Source organism: Cryobacterium sp. TMT1-3, from assembly GCF_004402315.1.
Taxonomy (GTDB): Bacteria; Actinomycetota; Actinomycetes; order Actinomycetales; family Microbacteriaceae; genus Cryobacterium; species Cryobacterium luteum.
This window is the reverse complement of the sequence record NZ_SOFW01000011.1, coordinates 38,036-56,275: the sequence shown is the minus strand read 5'-3', so window position 1 is coordinate 56,275 and position 18,240 is coordinate 38,036. Positions and strand designations below refer to the sequence as shown.

The 18,240-nt window shown below is 65.8% G+C and carries 21 protein-coding genes; 14 read left to right on the top strand and 7 right to left on the bottom strand.

Features of this window, described 5'->3' with window-relative positions:
* Nucleotides 1–86: 86 nt before the first annotated feature.
* Both E3O25_RS04120 and E3O25_RS04115 read right to left on the bottom strand, forming a co-directional pair.
* Entirely contained in the window at nt 87–584 is a 498-nt protein-coding gene (locus E3O25_RS04120) for an RNA polymerase sigma factor (protein WP_134360532.1), read from the bottom strand.
* On the bottom strand, nt 581–1,189 hold the full coding sequence (locus E3O25_RS04115) for a hypothetical protein (RefSeq protein ID WP_092109868.1): 609 nt from the start codon (nt 1,187–1,189) through the stop codon (nt 581–583). The genes E3O25_RS04120 and E3O25_RS04115 overlap by 4 nt, the downstream gene beginning before the upstream one ends.
* A gap of 683 nt (nt 1,190–1,872) precedes the next feature.
* On the opposite strand from E3O25_RS04115, the gene E3O25_RS04110 reads away from it, so the two are divergent.
* Together E3O25_RS04110 and E3O25_RS04105 are read left to right on the top strand one after the other, a co-directional pair.
* Nucleotides 1,873–2,706: a hypothetical protein gene (locus E3O25_RS04110; RefSeq protein WP_134360531.1), complete on the top strand. Its 834-nt coding sequence runs from the start codon at nt 1,873–1,875 to the stop codon at nt 2,704–2,706.
* Nucleotides 2,703–3,113 (top strand): GntR family transcriptional regulator, encoded by a 411-nt coding sequence (locus tag E3O25_RS04105; protein ID WP_134360530.1) that lies wholly within the window; start codon nt 2,703–2,705, stop codon nt 3,111–3,113. Before E3O25_RS04110 ends, E3O25_RS04105 begins: the two co-directional genes overlap by 4 nt.
* 399 nt (nt 3,114–3,512) lie before the next feature.
* On the opposite strand, the gene E3O25_RS04100 is transcribed toward E3O25_RS04105, so the two are convergent.
* Nucleotides 3,513–3,896 (bottom strand): hypothetical protein, encoded by a 384-nt coding sequence (locus tag E3O25_RS04100; RefSeq protein ID WP_092109874.1) that lies wholly within the window; start codon nt 3,894–3,896, stop codon nt 3,513–3,515.
* 342 nt (nt 3,897–4,238) lie between these two features.
* Between E3O25_RS04100 and E3O25_RS04095 the strand changes: the two genes are divergently transcribed.
* Nucleotides 4,239–4,832 (top strand): GNAT family N-acetyltransferase, encoded by a 594-nt coding sequence (locus tag E3O25_RS04095; protein WP_092109875.1) that lies wholly within the window; start codon nt 4,239–4,241, stop codon nt 4,830–4,832.
* A gap of 111 nt (nt 4,833–4,943) precedes the next feature.
* Here E3O25_RS04095 and E3O25_RS04090 read toward each other — a convergent pair whose 3' ends face one another.
* The 3 genes from E3O25_RS04090 to arsM all read right to left on the bottom strand — a co-directional run bounded on the left by E3O25_RS04090 (nt 4,944) and on the right by arsM (nt 7,012).
* Complete coding sequence (locus E3O25_RS04090; protein ID WP_166787661.1) at nt 4,944–5,768, bottom strand: META domain-containing protein; 825 nt, start codon at nt 5,766–5,768, stop codon at nt 4,944–4,946.
* A 71-nt stretch (nt 5,769–5,839) separates the two neighbouring features.
* Nucleotides 5,840–6,199: a hypothetical protein gene (locus E3O25_RS04085; protein WP_134360528.1), complete on the bottom strand. Its 360-nt coding sequence runs from the start codon at nt 6,197–6,199 to the stop codon at nt 5,840–5,842.
* Nucleotides 6,200–6,247: 48 nt separating this feature from the next.
* Nucleotides 6,248–7,012, bottom strand: a complete 765-nt coding sequence (arsM, locus tag E3O25_RS04080) for an arsenite methyltransferase (protein ID WP_134360527.1) — start codon at nt 7,010–7,012, stop codon at nt 6,248–6,250.
* A gap of 94 nt (nt 7,013–7,106) precedes the next feature.
* On the opposite strand from arsM, the gene arsD reads away from it, so the two are divergent.
* The 7 genes from arsD (at nt 7,107) to E3O25_RS04045 (ending at nt 13,970) form a co-directional block, all read left to right on the top strand.
* On the top strand, nt 7,107–7,490 hold the full coding sequence (gene arsD / locus E3O25_RS04075; protein ID WP_134360526.1) for an arsenite efflux transporter metallochaperone ArsD: 384 nt from the start codon (nt 7,107–7,109) through the stop codon (nt 7,488–7,490).
* Nucleotides 7,491–7,494: 4 nt separating this feature from the next.
* Nucleotides 7,495–9,252, top strand: a complete 1,758-nt coding sequence (gene arsA / locus E3O25_RS04070; protein ID WP_092109884.1) for an arsenical pump-driving ATPase — start codon at nt 7,495–7,497, stop codon at nt 9,250–9,252.
* Between the two features lie 204 nt (nt 9,253–9,456).
* Nucleotides 9,457–10,410, top strand: a complete 954-nt coding sequence (locus tag E3O25_RS04065; protein ID WP_198410947.1) for a siderophore ABC transporter substrate-binding protein — start codon at nt 9,457–9,459, stop codon at nt 10,408–10,410.
* A gap of 8 nt (nt 10,411–10,418) precedes the next feature.
* Nucleotides 10,419–11,435, top strand: coding sequence for an ABC transporter permease (locus E3O25_RS04060; protein ID WP_241988490.1), 1,017 nt, complete (start codon nt 10,419–10,421; stop codon nt 11,433–11,435).
* Nucleotides 11,425–12,411: an iron chelate uptake ABC transporter family permease subunit gene (locus E3O25_RS04055; RefSeq protein ID WP_241988489.1), complete on the top strand. Its 987-nt coding sequence runs from the start codon at nt 11,425–11,427 to the stop codon at nt 12,409–12,411. The genes E3O25_RS04060 and E3O25_RS04055 overlap by 11 nt, the downstream gene beginning before the upstream one ends.
* Nucleotides 12,408–13,166 carry an ABC transporter ATP-binding protein gene (locus E3O25_RS04050; RefSeq protein ID WP_092109888.1) on the top strand — a complete coding sequence of 253 codons (759 nt, stop codon included), beginning with the start codon at nt 12,408–12,410 and terminating at the stop codon, nt 13,164–13,166. Before E3O25_RS04055 ends, E3O25_RS04050 begins: the two co-directional genes overlap by 4 nt.
* Before the next feature lie 9 nt (nt 13,167–13,175).
* Nucleotides 13,176–13,970: a siderophore-interacting protein gene (locus E3O25_RS04045; protein ID WP_134360524.1), complete on the top strand. Its 795-nt coding sequence runs from the start codon at nt 13,176–13,178 to the stop codon at nt 13,968–13,970.
* Nucleotides 13,971–13,973: 3 nt separating this feature from the next.
* Here E3O25_RS04045 and E3O25_RS04040 read toward each other — a convergent pair whose 3' ends face one another.
* Nucleotides 13,974–14,243: a hypothetical protein gene (locus E3O25_RS04040; RefSeq protein WP_092109891.1), complete on the bottom strand. Its 270-nt coding sequence runs from the start codon at nt 14,241–14,243 to the stop codon at nt 13,974–13,976.
* A gap of 94 nt (nt 14,244–14,337) precedes the next feature.
* On the opposite strand from E3O25_RS04040, the gene E3O25_RS04035 reads away from it, so the two are divergent.
* From E3O25_RS04035 to E3O25_RS04020, 4 genes are read left to right on the top strand one after another with little or no spacing between them, the layout of a single operon-like run.
* On the top strand, nt 14,338–15,324 hold the full coding sequence (locus E3O25_RS04035; RefSeq protein WP_092109893.1) for a Gfo/Idh/MocA family protein: 987 nt from the start codon (nt 14,338–14,340) through the stop codon (nt 15,322–15,324).
* 33 nt (nt 15,325–15,357) lie between these two features.
* Entirely contained in the window at nt 15,358–16,851 is a 1,494-nt protein-coding gene (locus tag E3O25_RS04030; RefSeq protein WP_134360523.1) for a D-alanyl-D-alanine carboxypeptidase/D-alanyl-D-alanine-endopeptidase, read from the top strand.
* A 34-nt stretch (nt 16,852–16,885) separates the two neighbouring features.
* Nucleotides 16,886–17,476, top strand: a complete 591-nt coding sequence (locus E3O25_RS04025) for an isochorismatase family protein (protein WP_134360522.1) — start codon at nt 16,886–16,888, stop codon at nt 17,474–17,476.
* Between the two features lie 32 nt (nt 17,477–17,508).
* A complete protein-coding gene (locus E3O25_RS04020; RefSeq protein WP_198410946.1) occupies nt 17,509–18,204 on the top strand; it encodes an alpha/beta fold hydrolase in 696 nt (231 codons plus the stop codon).
* Nucleotides 18,205–18,240 lie beyond the last annotated feature (36 nt).

The window sequence follows — 18,240 nt, the reverse complement described above, 5'->3', positions numbered from 1 at the left end:
GCCATCGGTGACGTGAGCGACGGTCCGGACCGCAGTCATCTGGCCGTTTTGTTCGCGGCGCTGCGTGAGGACGCGCTGGGGGCGGTTCACACGATCACCCCGAGTGCGACCCGCAGTTCATCCTTCGCACGTTTGTAACGGCCACGCGCGGTCGGTGCGGGAATCCCGACGACCTGGGCGGCTTGAGCGAGGGTGAACCCTTCCCAATGAACGAGCTGAACGATTTCCCGAAGCTCGGGGCTGAGTTGTGAGAGAGCGTCCCGCACGTCGCTGCCCTCGTCGGCTGCCGGCGCGGTCCGGGCCGACATGACGTGGGTTCGAATCTTCTCTGACAGTGCGAGGCGACGTCGTTCACCGCGGGAATGGTTCAGGATGGTTCCCCTGGCGAGACCGAAGATCCACATCCGGGCACCTTCCGCGTCGGCGGGAAGGAGGTTCACCCGGCGCCAGGCGACCATCATGGTGTCGCCGAGGAGATCGGCGGCGTCGTCGGGCCCCACGCGGCGTTGCAGGTACCGCAGTACGTCCCCAGCGCACTGGTCGAGGACCTTCGTCAGCTGTTTGCCCTTTTGGCGGGCGTTCACGGCACGACGATGGCGCACTGGACCTGCAAGTCGGAGACGACCACACCTGTCGTCGCTGACAATCGTGTGATGGCCATTTTCACAGCGACCAGGTTGGCTGCCGCGTAGGTGCCGTCATCCGTCTGGGGCACGGATCCGGGAGGTCTGTCTTCGATGGTGCCGTCATCGGTGACCACGACCAGAGAGTCGTTGCGGAGCTCCGTTGTGATCTGTTCGATATCGGCGGGGTCGACCTGCAGAGCGCCCATCGATTCAACGAACGCGTCCCAGTCTCCGGCCGCGGCCTCGTGCTGGAGGGCGATGCGGCCTTCACATGCTCGACCGCTGGGAAGCACGAATGCGTACGCCATGTCAGGATGCTCAGCCCAGGGCAGCCAGGCGAAGACGCCGGTGGCTGTGGCAGCGCCGGCAGTACCTGTCAGCGCCAGTGCGAGGCCGAATCCGACGACCAGACGAGTGGTCCAGCGAGACGGAGTTCTGGTTGCGACTTCGCGTGCTGCTGCCTGGTTCATCACCTCGAGGTCGCGCTGCACTCCGGGCGTTATCGTCACCGTCCCTGGTGACGATTGGCCGAGCATCATGTCGAGTGGGTCCGTTGCGTTCATGTGTTGCTCCAAGCCTGAAAGGTGCGTTACTACAGACATGTCCGGACGCACTCGAAACGATCACTCGGCAAGTTGATCTCCCTAAATGGTCGGCATGAACTCCGCGGGCGAATCGAGAATCGCGCCGATTCTGTCGCCAACACGCCGTGGCCGAATCGACGTACCACTACAGAAACTAGGCCATTTCACTGCCCAACAAGTAATTACTACCGCCGGTGACATGAATTGACCTCGGCCGGGTTAGCACTGTGGTGCGCCGAGGTTCTCTTCTCGCGAGCGCCTCGGGCCGTGGTGGACTCGGTTCCAACGTGGTGGGTGTCGTTGGACCTGATCAGGGTTCCCGCACGGGCCGGGCAAACGCTCGCAGCAGCGTGGCCAGCCGCCGAGCGCATGAGCCAACAGAAAGTCACTTGTACTCGCGCTTCCATACAAGTTGTGTTAGACATGTCACACAAACGTTGAAAGGATCCGCCATGTGGCAGAGCATCATTACTCGAGTTGGCCCCGCTGAACTCGTGACAGCGGCCTTCTCTTTGCCATTGTTCTCGTTGGTCCTCGCCCTTGTCGTCATTGGGGGATTGCTCATCGGCATGTGGGCGCATCGCCGTCGAACAGGGCCAGGTTCGAGCGAGGCCCGGACGTTGCTTCCCGGGCGCTTTCTTGCCGAACGGCGCGTTCTGAGCGTGGCTGCACTGACGGTGATCGTCGTCTACGCGATCGAAAACGTGGTGCGCGGATACCTGCTGAACCTCGCAGACATCGTCGAGTGGTGGCAATACGCCATGCCCCTCTTCACCGCTTCTGTCGGCCTCATATTCATGCTCGGCTTCTTGTCGCTGGAGCGAGGCGCCCTATCCGGACAGCCCGTCGTGTCTCTTGCCCGACGCACGTGGACCAGCTTCACGTCCCTCCCTCGCCTCGTTGGTGTTGGTGCCGCTTCGTTGGCCTTAATCGCTACGACGGTTGCTGCGGGACTGGCGTCATCGCCGGACGATCTAGGCCGCTACATTCTTCTGGCCATTCCCGTACCCAACGTGCCCATCGACGCACTCCGTCCGTGGTTCTACGGCTGGGCCTACGGTGTGCCCGTTCTGGTCTGCCTGGCGGCGCTGATGGTCGTCACGTGGGCCGCACTACGCCGAAACTCGCTGCGCCCCTTTCTGGGGCCTCAGACCCTGGTCGTTGAGAAGCGTGCGCGGGTTGAGGTCGCCACGGGCGTGGTGCGGATTGCAACCGCGAGCATGTTACTGGCACTCGGCGGTGCCTTTCGATTCATTGATCGTGCCGGGTCGATCGCGGGGTTGCAGGTCGGCGGTGACGGTGGTCGGAGCGACTCGTACGACTTGGCGTGGCGATATGCGGAGTTCGCGGTGGCGGCCGGATATCTTGCGCCACTCCTCGAGATCGCCGCCTTCGTTCTCCTCCTCCTGGTCGTCACCGGCGTGCCGCTGAAAGAAGCATTCCTCCACGCACAAGACGGCAGCCCGCAGCGAGTCCTATCGGAATCAGTGCGATGACCCCCCAGCAGATCGTGCCGGCGGCCGATGACGCTAGTCCGGCGCTCGGCATCTACCGCCAGTTCCGTGGCCTCATCGTGTCCGGACAGCTGGGTTCGGGAGAAAGGCTGCCGACCGTGCGGCAGGCCGCCAGCGACCTCCGTGTATCTCCGAGCACGGTCGGGAAAGCATACAAAATTCTCGAACGCGACGGACTGGTCGTAACACGCACGGCCGCGGGCACTCGCGTCGCCGAGTCAGCGGCAGTGCTTCCACTGTCCGTCATTCGGCGCATTCGTGACCTGGCCGCCGAGGCGGACGCGACCGGCGTCAACACCGACGACGTCATCGATGTTCTCCGTGTCGTGTGGCGGGTGGAGTCACCCGCAGCGTCGCCATCCACCACCGGGGACAACGGTATCGACTGAGGCACAGACCCGTCAGCATGCAACGGCCGCTCTGGAGACGTCCACGACATCGAAGCCAGAGCCAGGAGCAACAATGAGGGTAAACATCGACCCGGCAGCTATAACCCGTCCGCCGACAATCTCCATCGATATCCCTGCCGCGATGCTGAGACCTGGCGAGATGCCGGCGGGCTGAGAGTAGCGGGCTGCGGCCCAGCCCCGTCGCAGGCAGCAGGGTTGAACCTGCGTAGATCGTCCGATACGCGGAGTCGGGTGCATCCCAGCGCCCGTTAAATCGCCCGTTGATGGAGTGGGCCCAGTCGACTCAGTTCCACGGTTCAGATCCGTACCCGATGCGCCAAACCTCCCCAGGGTCGGTGCGAACGGCCAATCGGCCGACCGTGTCCGGCGTGATTTCCACTAGCCGACGGCGGCGAACGCTCGAGCGGCGGCCAGCACGCGCGGGCCGACCTCGTCTGGGTTGCCCTCGCGAATAAGCCGAGCAGGCGCCGTGTCTTCAAGTTGCGGATTCATGCCCTGAAACCACGCCTGGACCACTCGCGGTTGATCGCGCTCGGTGAGCAAGCCGGCGACCTGGTATGCGAGCCTAAGCCGGCGAATGGCCTCGGCCGGTGGCTTTCGTGTGCCGTCAGCCCACTGCCGCACGGCGCGGGTTTCCGTGACGGAACCGAGGTAAGCCACAAGCTGGGCACCCAAGAGCTCACGGAGCTGGCCGACGAGTTCGGCGATATCCGATCGGATTGAGATCTCGTAGGCCCGCAGGCCGGGAGTGTTAAGTGACATATCACCATCCTAGCTTTCTACCAGGCTAGATACCTTCGTTGGAACACCCGAAATCCCATAGTAAATGACCACATGCGTGCTCGGCACTGGGCTTTCTCACTGGGCTTTCTCACCGGGCAGCTTGCAGGGACCCAGTGACTGTCGATTGGCGGGACCATCCGGACGCTCGTGACGAGTTTCGGGAAGCTCACGAACACTACTCGGCCATACCAGCGGCATCCGAGCCTAGAATTGAGCAAGATTCGGATAACTGTCGATGCTGCCCGTTTAGCCTCGCGACTTGGGTCGGGCAGTGAAACAGCGGCAGCCGTTGTTGAACCCCTTCCCGAGACAGCCACGGAGGTGGCCGTGACGACGACGCACATGATCAAACCGCTGACCGCCGACACCTTTCGGGCGTGGCTGTCGCTCGTGCAGAAGCACAACGGGGTCTGGGGTGGGTGCTACTGCTCGTATTTTCACGGCGACACGGAGCGCACCATTAAGAGTGAGTACGACGGGCCGACATTCAAGCAGAGACTCGTGGCGGAGGGTGTCGCACATGCCGCGCTCGTCTTCGATGGCGACGACGTGATCGCATGGTGCGAGTACGGCAGCCCGCTCGAACTGCCGCGCATCTACCACCGCAAGGAGTACGACGCGGGCGAGAACAAACCGGCGCCGTGGCGCATCACGTGCTTCTTCGTCGACCGCGACCATCGACGTTCCGGAGTGGCACGGGAAGCACTGGATGGCGCGCTCGAGCTGATCGCGCTGGCCGGTGGGGGCGAGGTAGTCTCGTTTCCCAACGAACTCGCGCCCGGCAAGAGAACGTCGTCCTCCTTTCTCCACAACGGTACGAGGGCCATGTTCGAGAAGGCGGGATTTTCGTTCGAGCGTCACATCGGCAAGAGCAAAACTGTGATGCGCACGACGGTCCCGCCGGCCTGCGGCTGACGCCGGTTTCGCGCGGGCGGGTCGACGCAGTCAGATACGCATCGCCGACGAAACTTGTACTCGCGTCTCAACTTGTGCCTGCGACATGCATGGCCGCAACCGGGTTTGTCGTCAATCGCGTCCGAGCCGGCCGAGCTCAGATGCATTCGCATCGAGCAGTCGCAGTGCCCCGTTGTCGATGACGGCCCATCTGGCCTGGGAGACCCAGGACGTGACCGGCGTCCCCTCGCACGCCACCAAGGTCGATATCCCAGGAGTCGCCAGGAATGCCCCTGCGCCATCGGCTGCCCATCGGCCCTGGCCGCCGTTGCACCCGTCGGAACCCGTCCACGCGCCGTTCGCGTCAAAGACCACATGGGGGTCACTCGTACCGCCGACCGGCGCCCATCGTGCGGCCAGGTTCTCCGGCGTGGCCGGAGTCAGCCCGATCGGCAGGGGTGCCGGTTGCCGCAACTCCTCCCGCATCCGGTCAGTGATCGCCGGCGGCTCGGTAAAGGACTCGGCCGCCGTCGGGATCGGATCGGGCCCGCCGTCCAGCGTCAGGGTCGCGACCACCGCACCCTGTGAATCGCGAAGCTCCCAGCCGTCTCCGACCGCACGATACTCGCTGACGGATTCCAGCCACACCACTCGAGGCAAGGTCGACCCCGTGACGCATTCCCCGCTGGCCCCGTATGTGGACGCCAGGAAGAACGTGTCTGTCGCGCGCCACGATCCCTGGATCATGCCGCAGTCTCGCCACAACTGGAACTCAGGGACGTCCAGGCGCAGCCAGGTGTCCGCGCCCTCGCCTTCTGCGCCGGAGACCCGCCACAGATTGACCAGCTGGATTGCGGTCGATGCCGCACCCGTGCCGGGATCGGGCGGAGCTGGCGAATTCGAAGTTCGCGCGCCCGGATCATCCGGGCCCTGCGCGCACGCCGTCAGGGCGAGCACGAGTACTGCCGCCAGACCCGGCGCCACTCGCCGGAGCATCCGTCTCACCGTGCAGCCGCCACCGGGGCCCGTCATGCCCACACCGGCCAGACGACGAAACCGGCAGAGAACAACACGACGAGACTGCCGACAAACCCCGCGACGGCCAGCAGCAAGGCCACCCAGCTCATCACTGCGACGCGCCGATCGCTTGGTACGACATTGGCGGCGACTACGGCGCCACACAATAACAGAACCAGAACGACCGATGACACCACCGCGGGAAGCAGCCTCGCCTCCGGTCCGGGGCACGGTGCAAAGCTGGAGATGGCGCAGACGGTGGATTTGAATCTGAACAGCCAGACCAGCACAAGTCCCAGAACAACAATTCCCAGATTCAGCGCCGTCCACTGCATAGTGGTGCGCTGCGTCGTACTCGATGTAGCCCCCATGAGTTTGATTATGGTCGCGGGCCACGGGGATTGTCCAGCGCGGTGGCTTCAGCTCCGGGCGCCCAGGGCAGGTTTGACCGCCTTGACGATGGCTCCGTGCATTTCTTGGGCGACCTCGTGGGTGTATTCCACGCTCGCATCGACAAAACCTGCCGCAGCCAGGGCGTCGAGGTACTCCCGGTTCGTCAGGGCTCCGGCGATGCAGCCGGTGTAGCTGCCGCGCGCGACGCGGTCTTCTGCGCTGAGCTGGTCTTCCGCGACGACGTCGGAGATGCCGAGACGCCCACCCGGTTTCAATACCCGGAACATCTCGGAGACGACCGCGTTCTTGTCGGCCGAGAGGTTGATGACACAGTTGGAGATGATGACGTTGACGCTGTCATCGGCCAGGGGGATCGCCTCGATCTGCCCCTTGATGAACTTGACGTTGCTGGCGCCGGCCTTCACCGCGTTGGCGCGGGCCAGGGAGAGCATTTCGTCGGTCATGTCGAGCCCGTAGGCGAAGCCGGTCGGGCCCACCCGGCGTGCGGAGAGGAGCACATCGATGCCGCCTCCCGAGCCAAGATCGAGCACGGTTTCCCCGGCGCGCAGGTCGGCGACCGCGGTGGGGTTGCCGCAGCCAAGACTGGCCAGGAGCGCTTCCTCGGGGAGCTGCACGTTGTCTGCCTCGGTGTACAGCACGGATCCGAACACGGTGCCATTGCCCAGATCGGTGGGCACGCAGCAGGACGTGCTCGAGACATCCGTCAGTTGCAGCGCGGCGGCGGCGTAGCGCTCGCGCACCAACTCCGTGATCTCCGATTTCTCGGTCATTTTTGTTCCTTCCCATAGGTGGCGGCACCAGCCTACTGCTACATTGATACTTATCGATATAGCGAGTGCGTGAAAAACAACGAGGGAGATCGACATGGTTGCCATCCGAATCTACGAACCGGCCCTGTGCTGCGACACCGGGGTCTGTGGCGTTGACGTCGACCAGTCCCTGGTCGAGGTGACCGCGAGCGTGCGCAGCCTGCAGGAGCAGGGCGCAGATATCCAGCGCCACAATTTGGCCACCGACCCGCTCGCCTTCACCACGGATGAGACCGTTCGCGCGTTCATGCACGTCGTCGGTTCCACCGGGCTGCCGCTCACCGTTGTCGACGGCGTCACCGTGGCGACCGGAAGCTACCCCTCCAAGGCTCAGTTGCTCGCCTTTGCCGGCCTCGCTGCGCCAACCGCCCGAGTGGAGCTCGGCCTGACCGAGAAATCCGAGAGCGGATGCTGCGGCGGCGCCACCGGCTGCTGCTAGCACCATGAAGTTCCTGGAAGACCCGCCCCGCTTTCTGTTCTTCACCGGCAAGGGTGGCGTGGGAAAGACCTCCGTGGCCTGTGCCACGGCCATCGATCTCGCCGATCGGGGCCGGCGTGTGCTGCTCGTGAGCACCGACCCGGCCTCGAATATCGGGCAGGTGTTCGGCCTCACGATCGGCAACACGGTCACTCCGATCGCCGCGATCTCCGGCCTCAGTGCCCTGGAAATCGACCCCGAACAGGCCGCGGATGCCTACCGCGAACGCATCATCGCGCCGGTTCGCGGACTGCTCCCGGAGCGCGAGCTCGCGAGCATCGCCGAAGGATTGTCGGGATCGTGCACGACCGAGGTCGCCTCTTTCGACGAGTTCACCAACCTGCTCACCGATGACAGTCTGCTGGCGACCTACGACCACATCGTCTTTGACACCGCCCCGACCGGCCACACCATCCGCCTGCTGCAGCTGCCCGGATCCTGGACCGAATTCCTCGATGCGGGCAAGGGCGATCCGTCGTGCCTCGGCCCGTTGTCGGGGCTGGACAAGCACAAAACGGTCTACGCCGCCGCGGTCGCCGCCCTCGCCGACCCCGAACGCACGCGACTGGTGCTGGTCGCGCGGGCGCAGGCATCCGCTCTGAGCGAGATTGATCGAACCTTCGGCGAGCTGGCGCAGATCGGCATTCGCGGCGGCTTCGTCGTGATCAACGGCGTGCTGCCCCTCGCCGCGGGAACGGAATCGATCGCGGCGGCGGTGCGCCACCGCGAGTTGGCGGCACTGGAGGGCATTCCCACGTCGCTCGCCGCCCTGCCACGCGATGTTCTTGAGCTCAAGGCCGGCAACATGATGGGTGTTGACGCGCTGCGCACCCTGTTTCAGGCCGAGGGCGAGAGCGCCTCGAAACCGCAGCTGCCGGTCGTCGTGCCGGAGGCTCCGCTTGGCCGTTTCGTCGACGAGCTGGAACCGGCCGGGCACGGCCTGATCCTCTGCATGGGCAAGGGCGGCGTGGGCAAGACCACGATCGCGGCGGCGCTCGCCGTTGCCCTGGCCCAGCGCGGCCACGCCGTGCACCTGACCACGACGGACCCGGCCGCCCACCTGGTCGAGACCCTGCACGGCAGCGTGGCGGGGCTTCGCGTGTCGCGCATCGACCCGGAGCAGGCGATTCGCGAGTATCGCGACCACGTCATGGCCACCAAGGGGAAAAACCTCGACGACGATGGCCGGGCCGCCCTGACTGAAGACCTGCTCTCGCCGTGCACCGACGAGGTCGCGGTGTTCCGGCAGTTTTCGAAGGCCGTGCACGAGTCCCGTCACGAATTCGTCGTCGTGGACACCGCCCCGACCGGCCACACCCTGCTGCTGCTGGATGCCACCGGGTCGTATCACCGCGAGATCTCCCGCCAGATGGGGGAGAGCATGGCGTTCGTGACCCCGTTGATGCGGCTGCAGGATCCGGCGCTGACCAAGGTCTTGCTGGTGACCCTCGCTGAGACGACGCCCGTGCTCGAGGCCGAGGGCCTGCAGCACGATCTCCAGCGTGCCGGCATCCAGCCCTGGGGCTGGGTCGTCAACAATTCCATCGCTGCCGCGCACCCCGAGACCCCGTTTCTGCAGGCGCGCGCCGCCAGCGAAGCCACCCAGATCGACGCGGTCTTCGCCCGCGCCGACCGGGTCGCCATCGTGCCGCTGCTCGCCGAGGAGCCGATCGGCGTCGACAAGCTCGCCGCGCTGACCGCTCGGACCCCGCAACCGGTCTGAGCGCCGGCATCCGCTTGCGGCGCTGCACTGTGCACGCTCGAGCGGATGCCACTGGCTGCTCGCCGCGGGCCGGCCGCGCGAGCCGCCGATGGTCGCCTGAGCAGCGTTCGGGGCACCCACCGTTTGTAATGCCGCATTCGCTTTATGTGGTTAGGTATGGCTATCCTAAGTTAGTCAACCCTTCCCTTTCTCGAATCGAGCACCGTGCCCTTCCCCGCACCACGAACAGCCACCGCCTACGCGGCCATCGCAGCGCTCACCGCTCTTCTTGCTGGTTGCGCCGCCACGCCGACGCCGACCGCGACCGAGGAGGCCGCGACCGAAATCACCGTGACCCACGCCCAGGGCGACACCGTCGTTCCGGTCAATCCCACCCGCGTGCTCACCTTCGACATCGCCTCCCTGACGACGCTCGACGCCCTCGACGTCGACGTTCTGGGCCTGCCGAAAGCGAACCTTCCCGGAGAGCTCGCCAAATTCGCCAGCGACGACTACCTCAACATCGGCACTTTGTTCGAGCCCGACTACGAGGCCGTCAATGCCGCCGCGCCCGACCTCATCATCGTCGCTGGCCGCTCCGCCGCCGTCTACCCGGAACTGAGCAAAATCGCCCCGACCATCGACCTGAGCAACGAGGCGGTGGACTTCACCGCTTCGGTCATCGCCGGAACCGAAAGCCTGGGTGAGATCTTCGAGAAGCAGACCGAGGTCGCGACGCTGGTCGACACCCTCAACGAGTCGATCACCGAGGTCACTGAGCTCGCCGCCGACGCCGGCGACGCCCTCATCGTCATGACGAACGCCGGAGAGATGACCGCCTTCGGGGCCGGCTCGCGCTTTGGCTACCTGCACGACACCCTCGGCATCGTTCCCGCCGTCGCCGACGTCGAAGCGGCCACCCATGGCGAAGCGATCTCCTTCGAATTTCTGCTGGAGACCGACCCCGAGTGGATGTTCGTCGTCGACCGTGACTCGGCCACCGCATCGGGAACCGGCAACGCCGCAGAAGTGCTGGACAACGAGCTCGTCGCACAGACCGCCGCCGCCCAGAACGACCACATCGTCTACCTCAACCCAGTCTCCTGGTACATCGTCAACGGCGGACTGGTCAACCTGCAGGCCATGACCGACGAGGTTGCCGCGGCCCTCACAGCATGACTCGCTCGGTGACCGCCGCGCCGCCTGGCCGGCCGGCGGCGTTGACAACGCAACCGCGCCGCCGCGCTGCCCTGCCGCTCGCGGTCACCGGTGTTCTGCTGCTCGCCGTACTGAGCCTGTTCGTCGGCGTCAGCGACGTCACGCCGCTCAGCCTGCTGCAAGTGGGTGCCGACAGCCAGACCCGGCAGATCTTTCTGCTCAGTCGGCTGCCGCGCACCATCTCGATCGTGCTCGCGGGCGCCGCGATGGCCATCTGCGGACTGGTGATGCAGATGCTCGTGCGCAACCGCTTCGTTGAACCATCGACGATCGGTACGACCGAAGCGGCCGGCCTCGGGCTGCTGACCGTGACGATTCTCGCCCCTGGCCTGCCGCTGATCGGCAAGATGCTCGTGGCCGCGATGTTCGCTCTGGTCTCGACCCTCGTCTTCGTGCGCATTCTGCGTTCGCTCCCGCTGCGCTCGATCGTGATCGTGCCGCTCGTGGGGCTGATGCTCTCGGGCATCATCGCCTCGATCTCTACCTACGTGGCGTTCGACCACGACCTGCTGCAAACCCTGTCGGCGTGGATGACCGGGGACTTCTCCGGCGTCATCGCCGGCCGGTATGAACTGCTCTGGATCGTCGCCGCGCTCACCATGGCGATCTATGTGGCGGGCGACCGCTTCACCGTGGCCGGCCTCGGCGAACAATTCACCACCAACCTGGGCCTCAACTACCGCCGCACGGTGGCAATCGGGCTGTTCCTGGTGTCGATCGTGACCGCCGTCGTGGTGGTCGTCGTCGGTGCGCTGCCCTTTCTCGGGCTGATCGTGCCGAATATCGTGAGCCTCGCCATGGGCGACAACCTGCGCAAATCGTTGCCGTGGGTGGCGGTGGTGGGCGCGGCGTTCGTGCTGGTCTGCGATATCGCGGGGCGGATCATCCGCTTTCCTTACGAAATACCGATCGGGGTCGTCGTCGGCGTCGTCGGTGCCGGCCTGTTCCTGGTGCTGCTCCTGCGAAAGAGTGCCCGTGTCGGTTGAGGTTCGACGGCCAGATAAGCGGATGCGCCGGGTCGCCGGGATCCTCGCCCCGCTGCTGCTGCTGCTGCTGACCATCGTCGCCTTCGTCGTCGTCGGAGCGGAGGGCAGCTGGAGCTTTGTGCTGCCGTTTCGCGGGCGCCGTCTGGCCGCGCTGGTTCTGGTTGGCTTTGCGATCGCCGTCTCGACGGTGATCTTTCAGACCATCACCGAGAACCGTATCCTCACGCCGTCGATCCTCGGTTTCGACGCCCTGTTCGTGCTGACCCAGACCGTGCTGGTGTTCGGAATCGGGTCCTCCGCGCTCGGCAGGATCCCCCCGGTGGCGCAGTTCCTCGGGGAGATCGTCGTCATGGTGGTGCTGTCGACCCTGCTGTTTCGGTGGCTGTTTGGGGGCGCGCGCCGCAGCATCCACTTGTTGGTGCTCGTCGGCATTGTGCTGGGTGTGTTTTTTCGCAGCATCAGCGCTTTTCTGCAGCGACTGATCGACCCGAACGAATTCACCGTGCTGCAAGACCGGCTGTTCGCCAGTTTCAACGCCGTCGAACCCGACCTGCTGCTGATTTCAGCGATAATTCTCGTCGTCACGAGCGTGGTGCTCTGGCGGATGCGGCACGACCTTGACGTGCTCACCCTCGGCCGGGACCTCTCAACGGTGCTCGGCGCCGACCACCGCCACCTCGTGCTGCGTCTTCTCATCGTTGTCTCGGTACTGGTCTCGGTGTCGACCGCCCTGGTGGGGCCGATCACCTTCTTCGGCCTGCTCGTTGCGAGCCTCACCTACCAAATTACGGGTACCCACCGACACGCGGCCAACCTGCCCGTGGCCGTGGCCGTGGCGCTCGCCGTCATCGCGCTGGTCGGCGGTCAGACCGTGCTCGAGCACGTGTTCGGCTTGGCCACCGTGCTGAGCGTCATCATCGAATTCATCGGAGGCATCGTGTTCATTCTGCTCGTGACCCGGGGAACTCGGCGATGATCGACATCGTCGGTGTGACCAAGACCTACGGCAGCGTGGTGGTGGTCGATGACGTCGACCTGCGGATTCCGGCCGGCGGTATCACCTCGATCATCGGCGCGAACGGTGCCGGCAAGTCCACGCTCATCTCGATGGTGTCGCGTTTGCTCACGGCCGAGCGCGGCACGATCACCGTAGACGGACACGATGTGGCGGCGACGAAGAGCGACGAACTCGCCCGTCGCCTCGCCATTCTGCGGCAGGAGAACCACCTCGCGGCCCGACTGACCGTGCGTGATCTGGTGGCGTTCGGGCGGTATCCGCACTCGCGGGGGCGCCTCACGACGCTCGACCGGGCCCAGATCGAGCAGGCGATCGACTACCTCGACCTCGACGCGCTCACCGACCGGTACCTCGACGAGCTCTCCGGCGGGCAACGCCAGCGTGCCTTCGTGGCGATGGTGCTCTGCCAGAACACCGACTACGTGCTGCTCGACGAACCGCTCAACAACCTCGACATGAGCCACGCCGTCGAGATGATGCGCATTCTGCGGCGCGCCGCCGACGAACTCGGCAAGACCATCGTCATGGTCGTGCACGACATCAACTTCGCGTCGACCTATTCGGACCACATCGTGGCGATGAAGGACGGCCGGGTGCTGCATCAGGGGCCACCGGCCGACGTCATCGAACCGGGGCCGTTGCGCGAGATCTTCGGCATCGATGTGGCGGTGCACGTCATCGACGGGCACCGCATCGGCGTGTATTACTCCTGATCACACCCTATGAGTAAGGCTGACATGTTTCTCACCGATTTTCCCGTGCGGCTCCTCGTTCGACACCCTCTGGTGCGGCGTTCCCTCACCGTGCACGCCATTCGCGACCTGTCACCGACCCTGCGCCGGGTGACCCTGACCGGCACCGACCTTGACGGGTTCACCGCCGACGGGCCAGACGACCACATCAAGGTGTTCTTTGCGGTCGGGGAGGACACCGCGGCTCGCGATTTCACCCCGCGCGCCTTCCGAGCCGGCCGAGCAGGCGTGCCAGCCGCGCTTGACCTGGATTTCGCCCTGCACGGAACGGATGCCCCCGCCACCGGCTGGGCCTCCCGGGCCCGGGTCGGTGATGGGCTGCAGATCGGCGGGCCGCGCGGGTCCCAGCTGCTGCCGGAGGGCATCCGCTCGGCCGTGCTTATTGCTGATGCCACAGCTCTGCCCGCCACGGCGCGCTGGCTGGAAGCCCTGCCGGCAAAGGTGGCGGTCACCGTGCTCATTGTCGGGAACGACCCGGCGCTCGCTGAGTATCTCGCTGAGGGGGAACGGCCCGGCACGCAGATTCAGGCCGTCGATGCGAACTCGCATGCCGATGCACTGATCGAACTACTGAACGACCTGGCCATCGACGATGGCACCCTGGTCTGGGCGGCGGGGGAGGCGGGCTCGCTCATTCCGTTGCGCCGCCACCTGCGGCAGCATCTGGGGCTCGGACGCGACCAGGCGCAGGTCAGCGGGTACTGGAAGCTCGGCGTCGACAACCTCGACCATCACGCGCCGATTGACCCCACCGATCCGGACTAGTTGTTAGGCGGCCATTTTGGGGTGCACCTTGACGAAGGTGATGTTCTTCGTCGGGTGCACTGTTTTGGCCGGCGCGCGGGAGAAACCTTTCGCGCCCTCGAGACGGTTCAGGCCGCGAAACTCCGCCAACGCATCGTCGAAGACGGCGTTGAGCTGGGCGCCGGTGAATTGCTCCGCAGCCCCGTCGGTGAAGCGGATGCTGATGAGTGAGTTGTCGGGAAAGTGCCGGTTCATGCGGATGAAGCCATCGGCATCCTGCTGCAGGGTGATCATTGCTCTAGTGTGACCTATATATAGGAGCCGTCGTTTCGGCCGCCGATTTTTTCGCTCACCGCCGCGTGTCGGTGCCCGTGGATAAACTGCAGGCATGACGGCTCTCATTCGCTGGGGAATCCTGGCCACCGGCGGTATCGCGCACATGTTCGCGAACGATCTGGTGCAGAACGGCCACACTGTGCAGGCCGTCGGGTCGCGCAGCCAGTCGTCAGCGGATGCCTTCGCTGCCGAATTCAGCATCCCCACCGCGCATGCGAGCTATGCGGCTCTCGTGAACGATCCCGAGGTTGACGTTGTCTACGTGTCGACGCCTCACCCCTTTCACTCCGAGCATGCTGCCCTCGCGCTGAACGCGGGCAAGCACGTGCTGATCGAGAAGCCGTTTGCGCTCAACGCCGGGCAGGCCCGGCAGATCGTGGACCTCGCCGCCCGTCGCAACGTGCTCGTGATGGAGGCGATGTGGACCCGATTTCTGCCGCACATGGCGCGGATTCGCGAGATTCTCGTCGGCGGCACGCTCGGCGACGTGCGCAGCCTGCTCGCCGACCACACGCAAGATCTTCCCGACGACCCCGAACACCGCCTGAATGCGCTCGCCCTCGGGGGCGGAGCCCTGCTCGACCTGGGTGTTTATCCGGTGAGTTTCGCGCACGCCGTCTTTGGCGCGCCCGATACGATTCTGGCCAGCGCCTCGTTCAAAACCACCGGAGCGGATGCCCAGGTCGCGACGATTTTTCGGTACGTCGGCGGCCAGATCGCCACGACGTTCTCGGCCAGTGACACCCTCGGCCCGACGACGGCGTCGATCATCGGCACCCGCGGGCGCATCGACATCGACGGTGTCTGGTACGCGCCAACCGGTTTTCGGGTGCTCGATAATCTCGGCGCCGTGCTCGAAACGTTCGAGCCGGCCGAGTTCACCGGCCGGGGCATGCACTTCGAAGCGCTCGAAGCCGAGACGCTGATCCGCGCCGGAAAGATCTCAAGTGACATTATGCCGGCCGAGGAATCGGTCGCCGTCCTGCGCACGCTCGATGCGGTGCGGGCTCAGATCGGTCTGCGCTACCCGGGCGAATAGCCCGCTGTACGGTGCGTCGGTTACCATACGGAGGTGGAAGAACCAGTGCAGACACCCGAAGCCGGCACGGCTGACGTTGCCGCGCGCGGCGGCATCGCAGCCGTCTTCAGCCGTCACCGCCGGGCCTGGCTGATTGCCGTTGGCGCCCTGGTTTTCGTGCTGCTGGGCAGTGGGGCCGTATTCGCCGGAACCCAGACCGGCGAGACTGCTCCGGCGGCAGCATCCGCTGTGGCCACGCCCACCCCGACACCAAGCCCCACGCCCACGGTCGACCCGGCCCGTCCGGTGCCAGCCCAGGCGACGACAGCCAGCCGGCTGCGCACCTGCTCCGTCGCCGGGCTCGCCGCCGACACTCGCCTCGCCGATTTTCAGGCCCAGGTGGTCAACGCCAACACCGGTGAGGTGCTGTTCGACCGCGGCGGCACGACGTCGTCGCGCACGGCGAGCGTTATGAAGGTGCTCACCTCGGCTGCCGCACTCAACGTGCTCGGCAGCGACTATCGGGCTACGACCCGGGTCGTGAAGGGCGCCGAACCCGGCCAGGTCGTGCTGGTCGGCGGCGGAGACCTCACTCTGTCCCGGTTGCCCACCGGCCAGGAACCGTTCTACACCGGTGCCGCGCACCTCGACGACCTCGCCACCCAAACCATGGTCGCCTGGGCCGCCGATCCGGCCAACCCGCCGATCACCTCCCTCGTGCTCGACTCCTCGTACTTCTCCGGGCCCGACTGGGACGAGGGCTGGGCCCGCACCGAACTCGGCCTCGGCTACATGCCCGAGATCACCGCCCTGATGGTCGACGGCGACCGTGACGACCCCAGCCGCAGCACCTCCGCCCGTAGCGAAGACCCGATTGCACGGGCCGGCCAGGCCTTCGCCGACGCCCTCGGCGGCGGGCTCACGATCAGCCAGGCCACCGCTCCGGCCGGGTCAGCGCAGCTCGGCGCCGTGCAGTCGGCGCCGGTGTCGACCCTGGTTCAGCAGTCCCTCATTGTGAGCGACAACACCATCGCCGAGATGCTCGCCCGCCTCCTGGCCATTGAAAACGGTGCCGGTAGCAGCTTTTCCGCTCTGCAGGCGGGCATCGTCAACGGCCTCGCCGCCTACGGCATCGATACCACCGGCATGATCATCAAAGACGGTTCGGGCCTCAGCCCGCACAATGCCGTGTCGCCGGCCTACCTGACCGCTCTGTTCGTCAAGGTCAATGCCCGTGAGGGCAACCTCGGCGTTCTGTTCGACGGCCTGCCGATCGCCGGGGGACCGCGTGGCTCCCTCTCCTACAGCGACCGTTTCGCCGGGGCCAATTCCGCCGCTGCCGGCGCCGTTTTCGCCAAGACCGGCTGGATCGACACCGGCTACACCCTTGCCGGCGTCATCCGTGCTGCCGACGGCACCCCGCTCACCTTCGCCATCTATGCCATCAGTAACGCGGCAATTGGTAACGTGAGCTCGAATGCCAAAATCGCCATCGACACCCTGGCCACCGGTTTCTTCCAATGCGGCGATAATCTCTCTAACAACTGACCGCGTATCAACTGACTGCTCACAAGGAGACATCGTGACCCGCGCCCTGTTCATCATTGACGTTCAGAACGACTTCACCGAGCGCGGGGCCCTCGGTGTCGACGGCGGCGGGGCAGTAGCTGCCGGCGTGAGCAAACTTCTCGCTGAGCATCCGCTCGCCTACACATATGTCTTCGCCTCTCGCGACTGGCACGATATCGGCAACGATAACGGCGGCCACTTCGCCCGCGACGCGGCCCCCGACTTTGTCACGACCTGGCCGGTGCACTGCGTGGCCGGCACCGCGGGCGCCGAATACCACCCCGCCCTCACAACGGATGCCGTGACGTTTCACATTCGCAAGGGCCAGGGCAAGCCCGCCTACTCGATCTTTGAAGGTACGACTGAGGCTGGGGAGACCGTGGGAGCGCTGCTGAGCGAACACGGGGTGACCGAGATCGACGTGGTCGGCCTCGCGACCGACTACTGCGTGCGAGCCTCCACCCTCGACGCCCTCGAACACGGCCAGCACGTGCGTGTTTTGACGGATCTGGTGGCCGGGGTCGCCGCGGAATCCACCGCGACCGCCCTCGCCGAGATGGCGCATGCCGGCGCGGTGTTCGCCGCGAGCGACGTCGTCGAGTGACTCAGTTCGCCCGACGGCTCGATGGTGTACGTGTGGCCTTCGATGCCACACCGGGGGAGCTGCCGGTTCTGCTCGTGCACGGTTTCGCATCGACCGCCGAGGCCACCTGGCGGAGTTCGGGCTGGGTGCGAGTGCTCGAGGAAGCCGGGCGCGGCGCTATCACACCCGACCTGCGCGGTCACGGCCGCAGCGACAAGCCGCACCGCACCGCCGACTACGCACCGAGGCAGCTCGCCGCCGACCTGGTAGCCGTGCTCGACACGCTCGAACTCGACCGGGTCGACGTGATCGGCTACTCCATGGGCTCACGGGTGGTCGCCGCCCTGGCCCGACTGGCGCCGGAACGCGTGCACCGTCTCGTGCTCGGCGGGGCCGGCCCGATCGAACTGTTCGAGACCTGGGATCAGGGCGCCGTGGCTCGGTATGTGGTCTCCGGCGACCGGCCCGCCGACCCAACCATCGCTGCGGTGCTCGGCCCGGCGATCACGGCCGGAGCCGACCGGGAGGCGCTGCTGGCGTGCGTGCGCGGGGTCGCGGGCTGCACGCTCGACGTGCCTGCGGGCATCCCGCAGCTGTTCGTCGCCGGCGGGGCCGACCCGATTCCGGTCGGGGTGACCGCCCTCGCGGCGAAGCGCGGCGCACAGTACCTGGAGCTTCCTGGCCGAACCCATCTCAACGCGCTGACTTCGCACGATTTCCAACAGGCCTCCCTGCAATTTCTAGCCTGAGGCTCGAGCCTGCTGCTGTGCGCGGGATGGTGGATG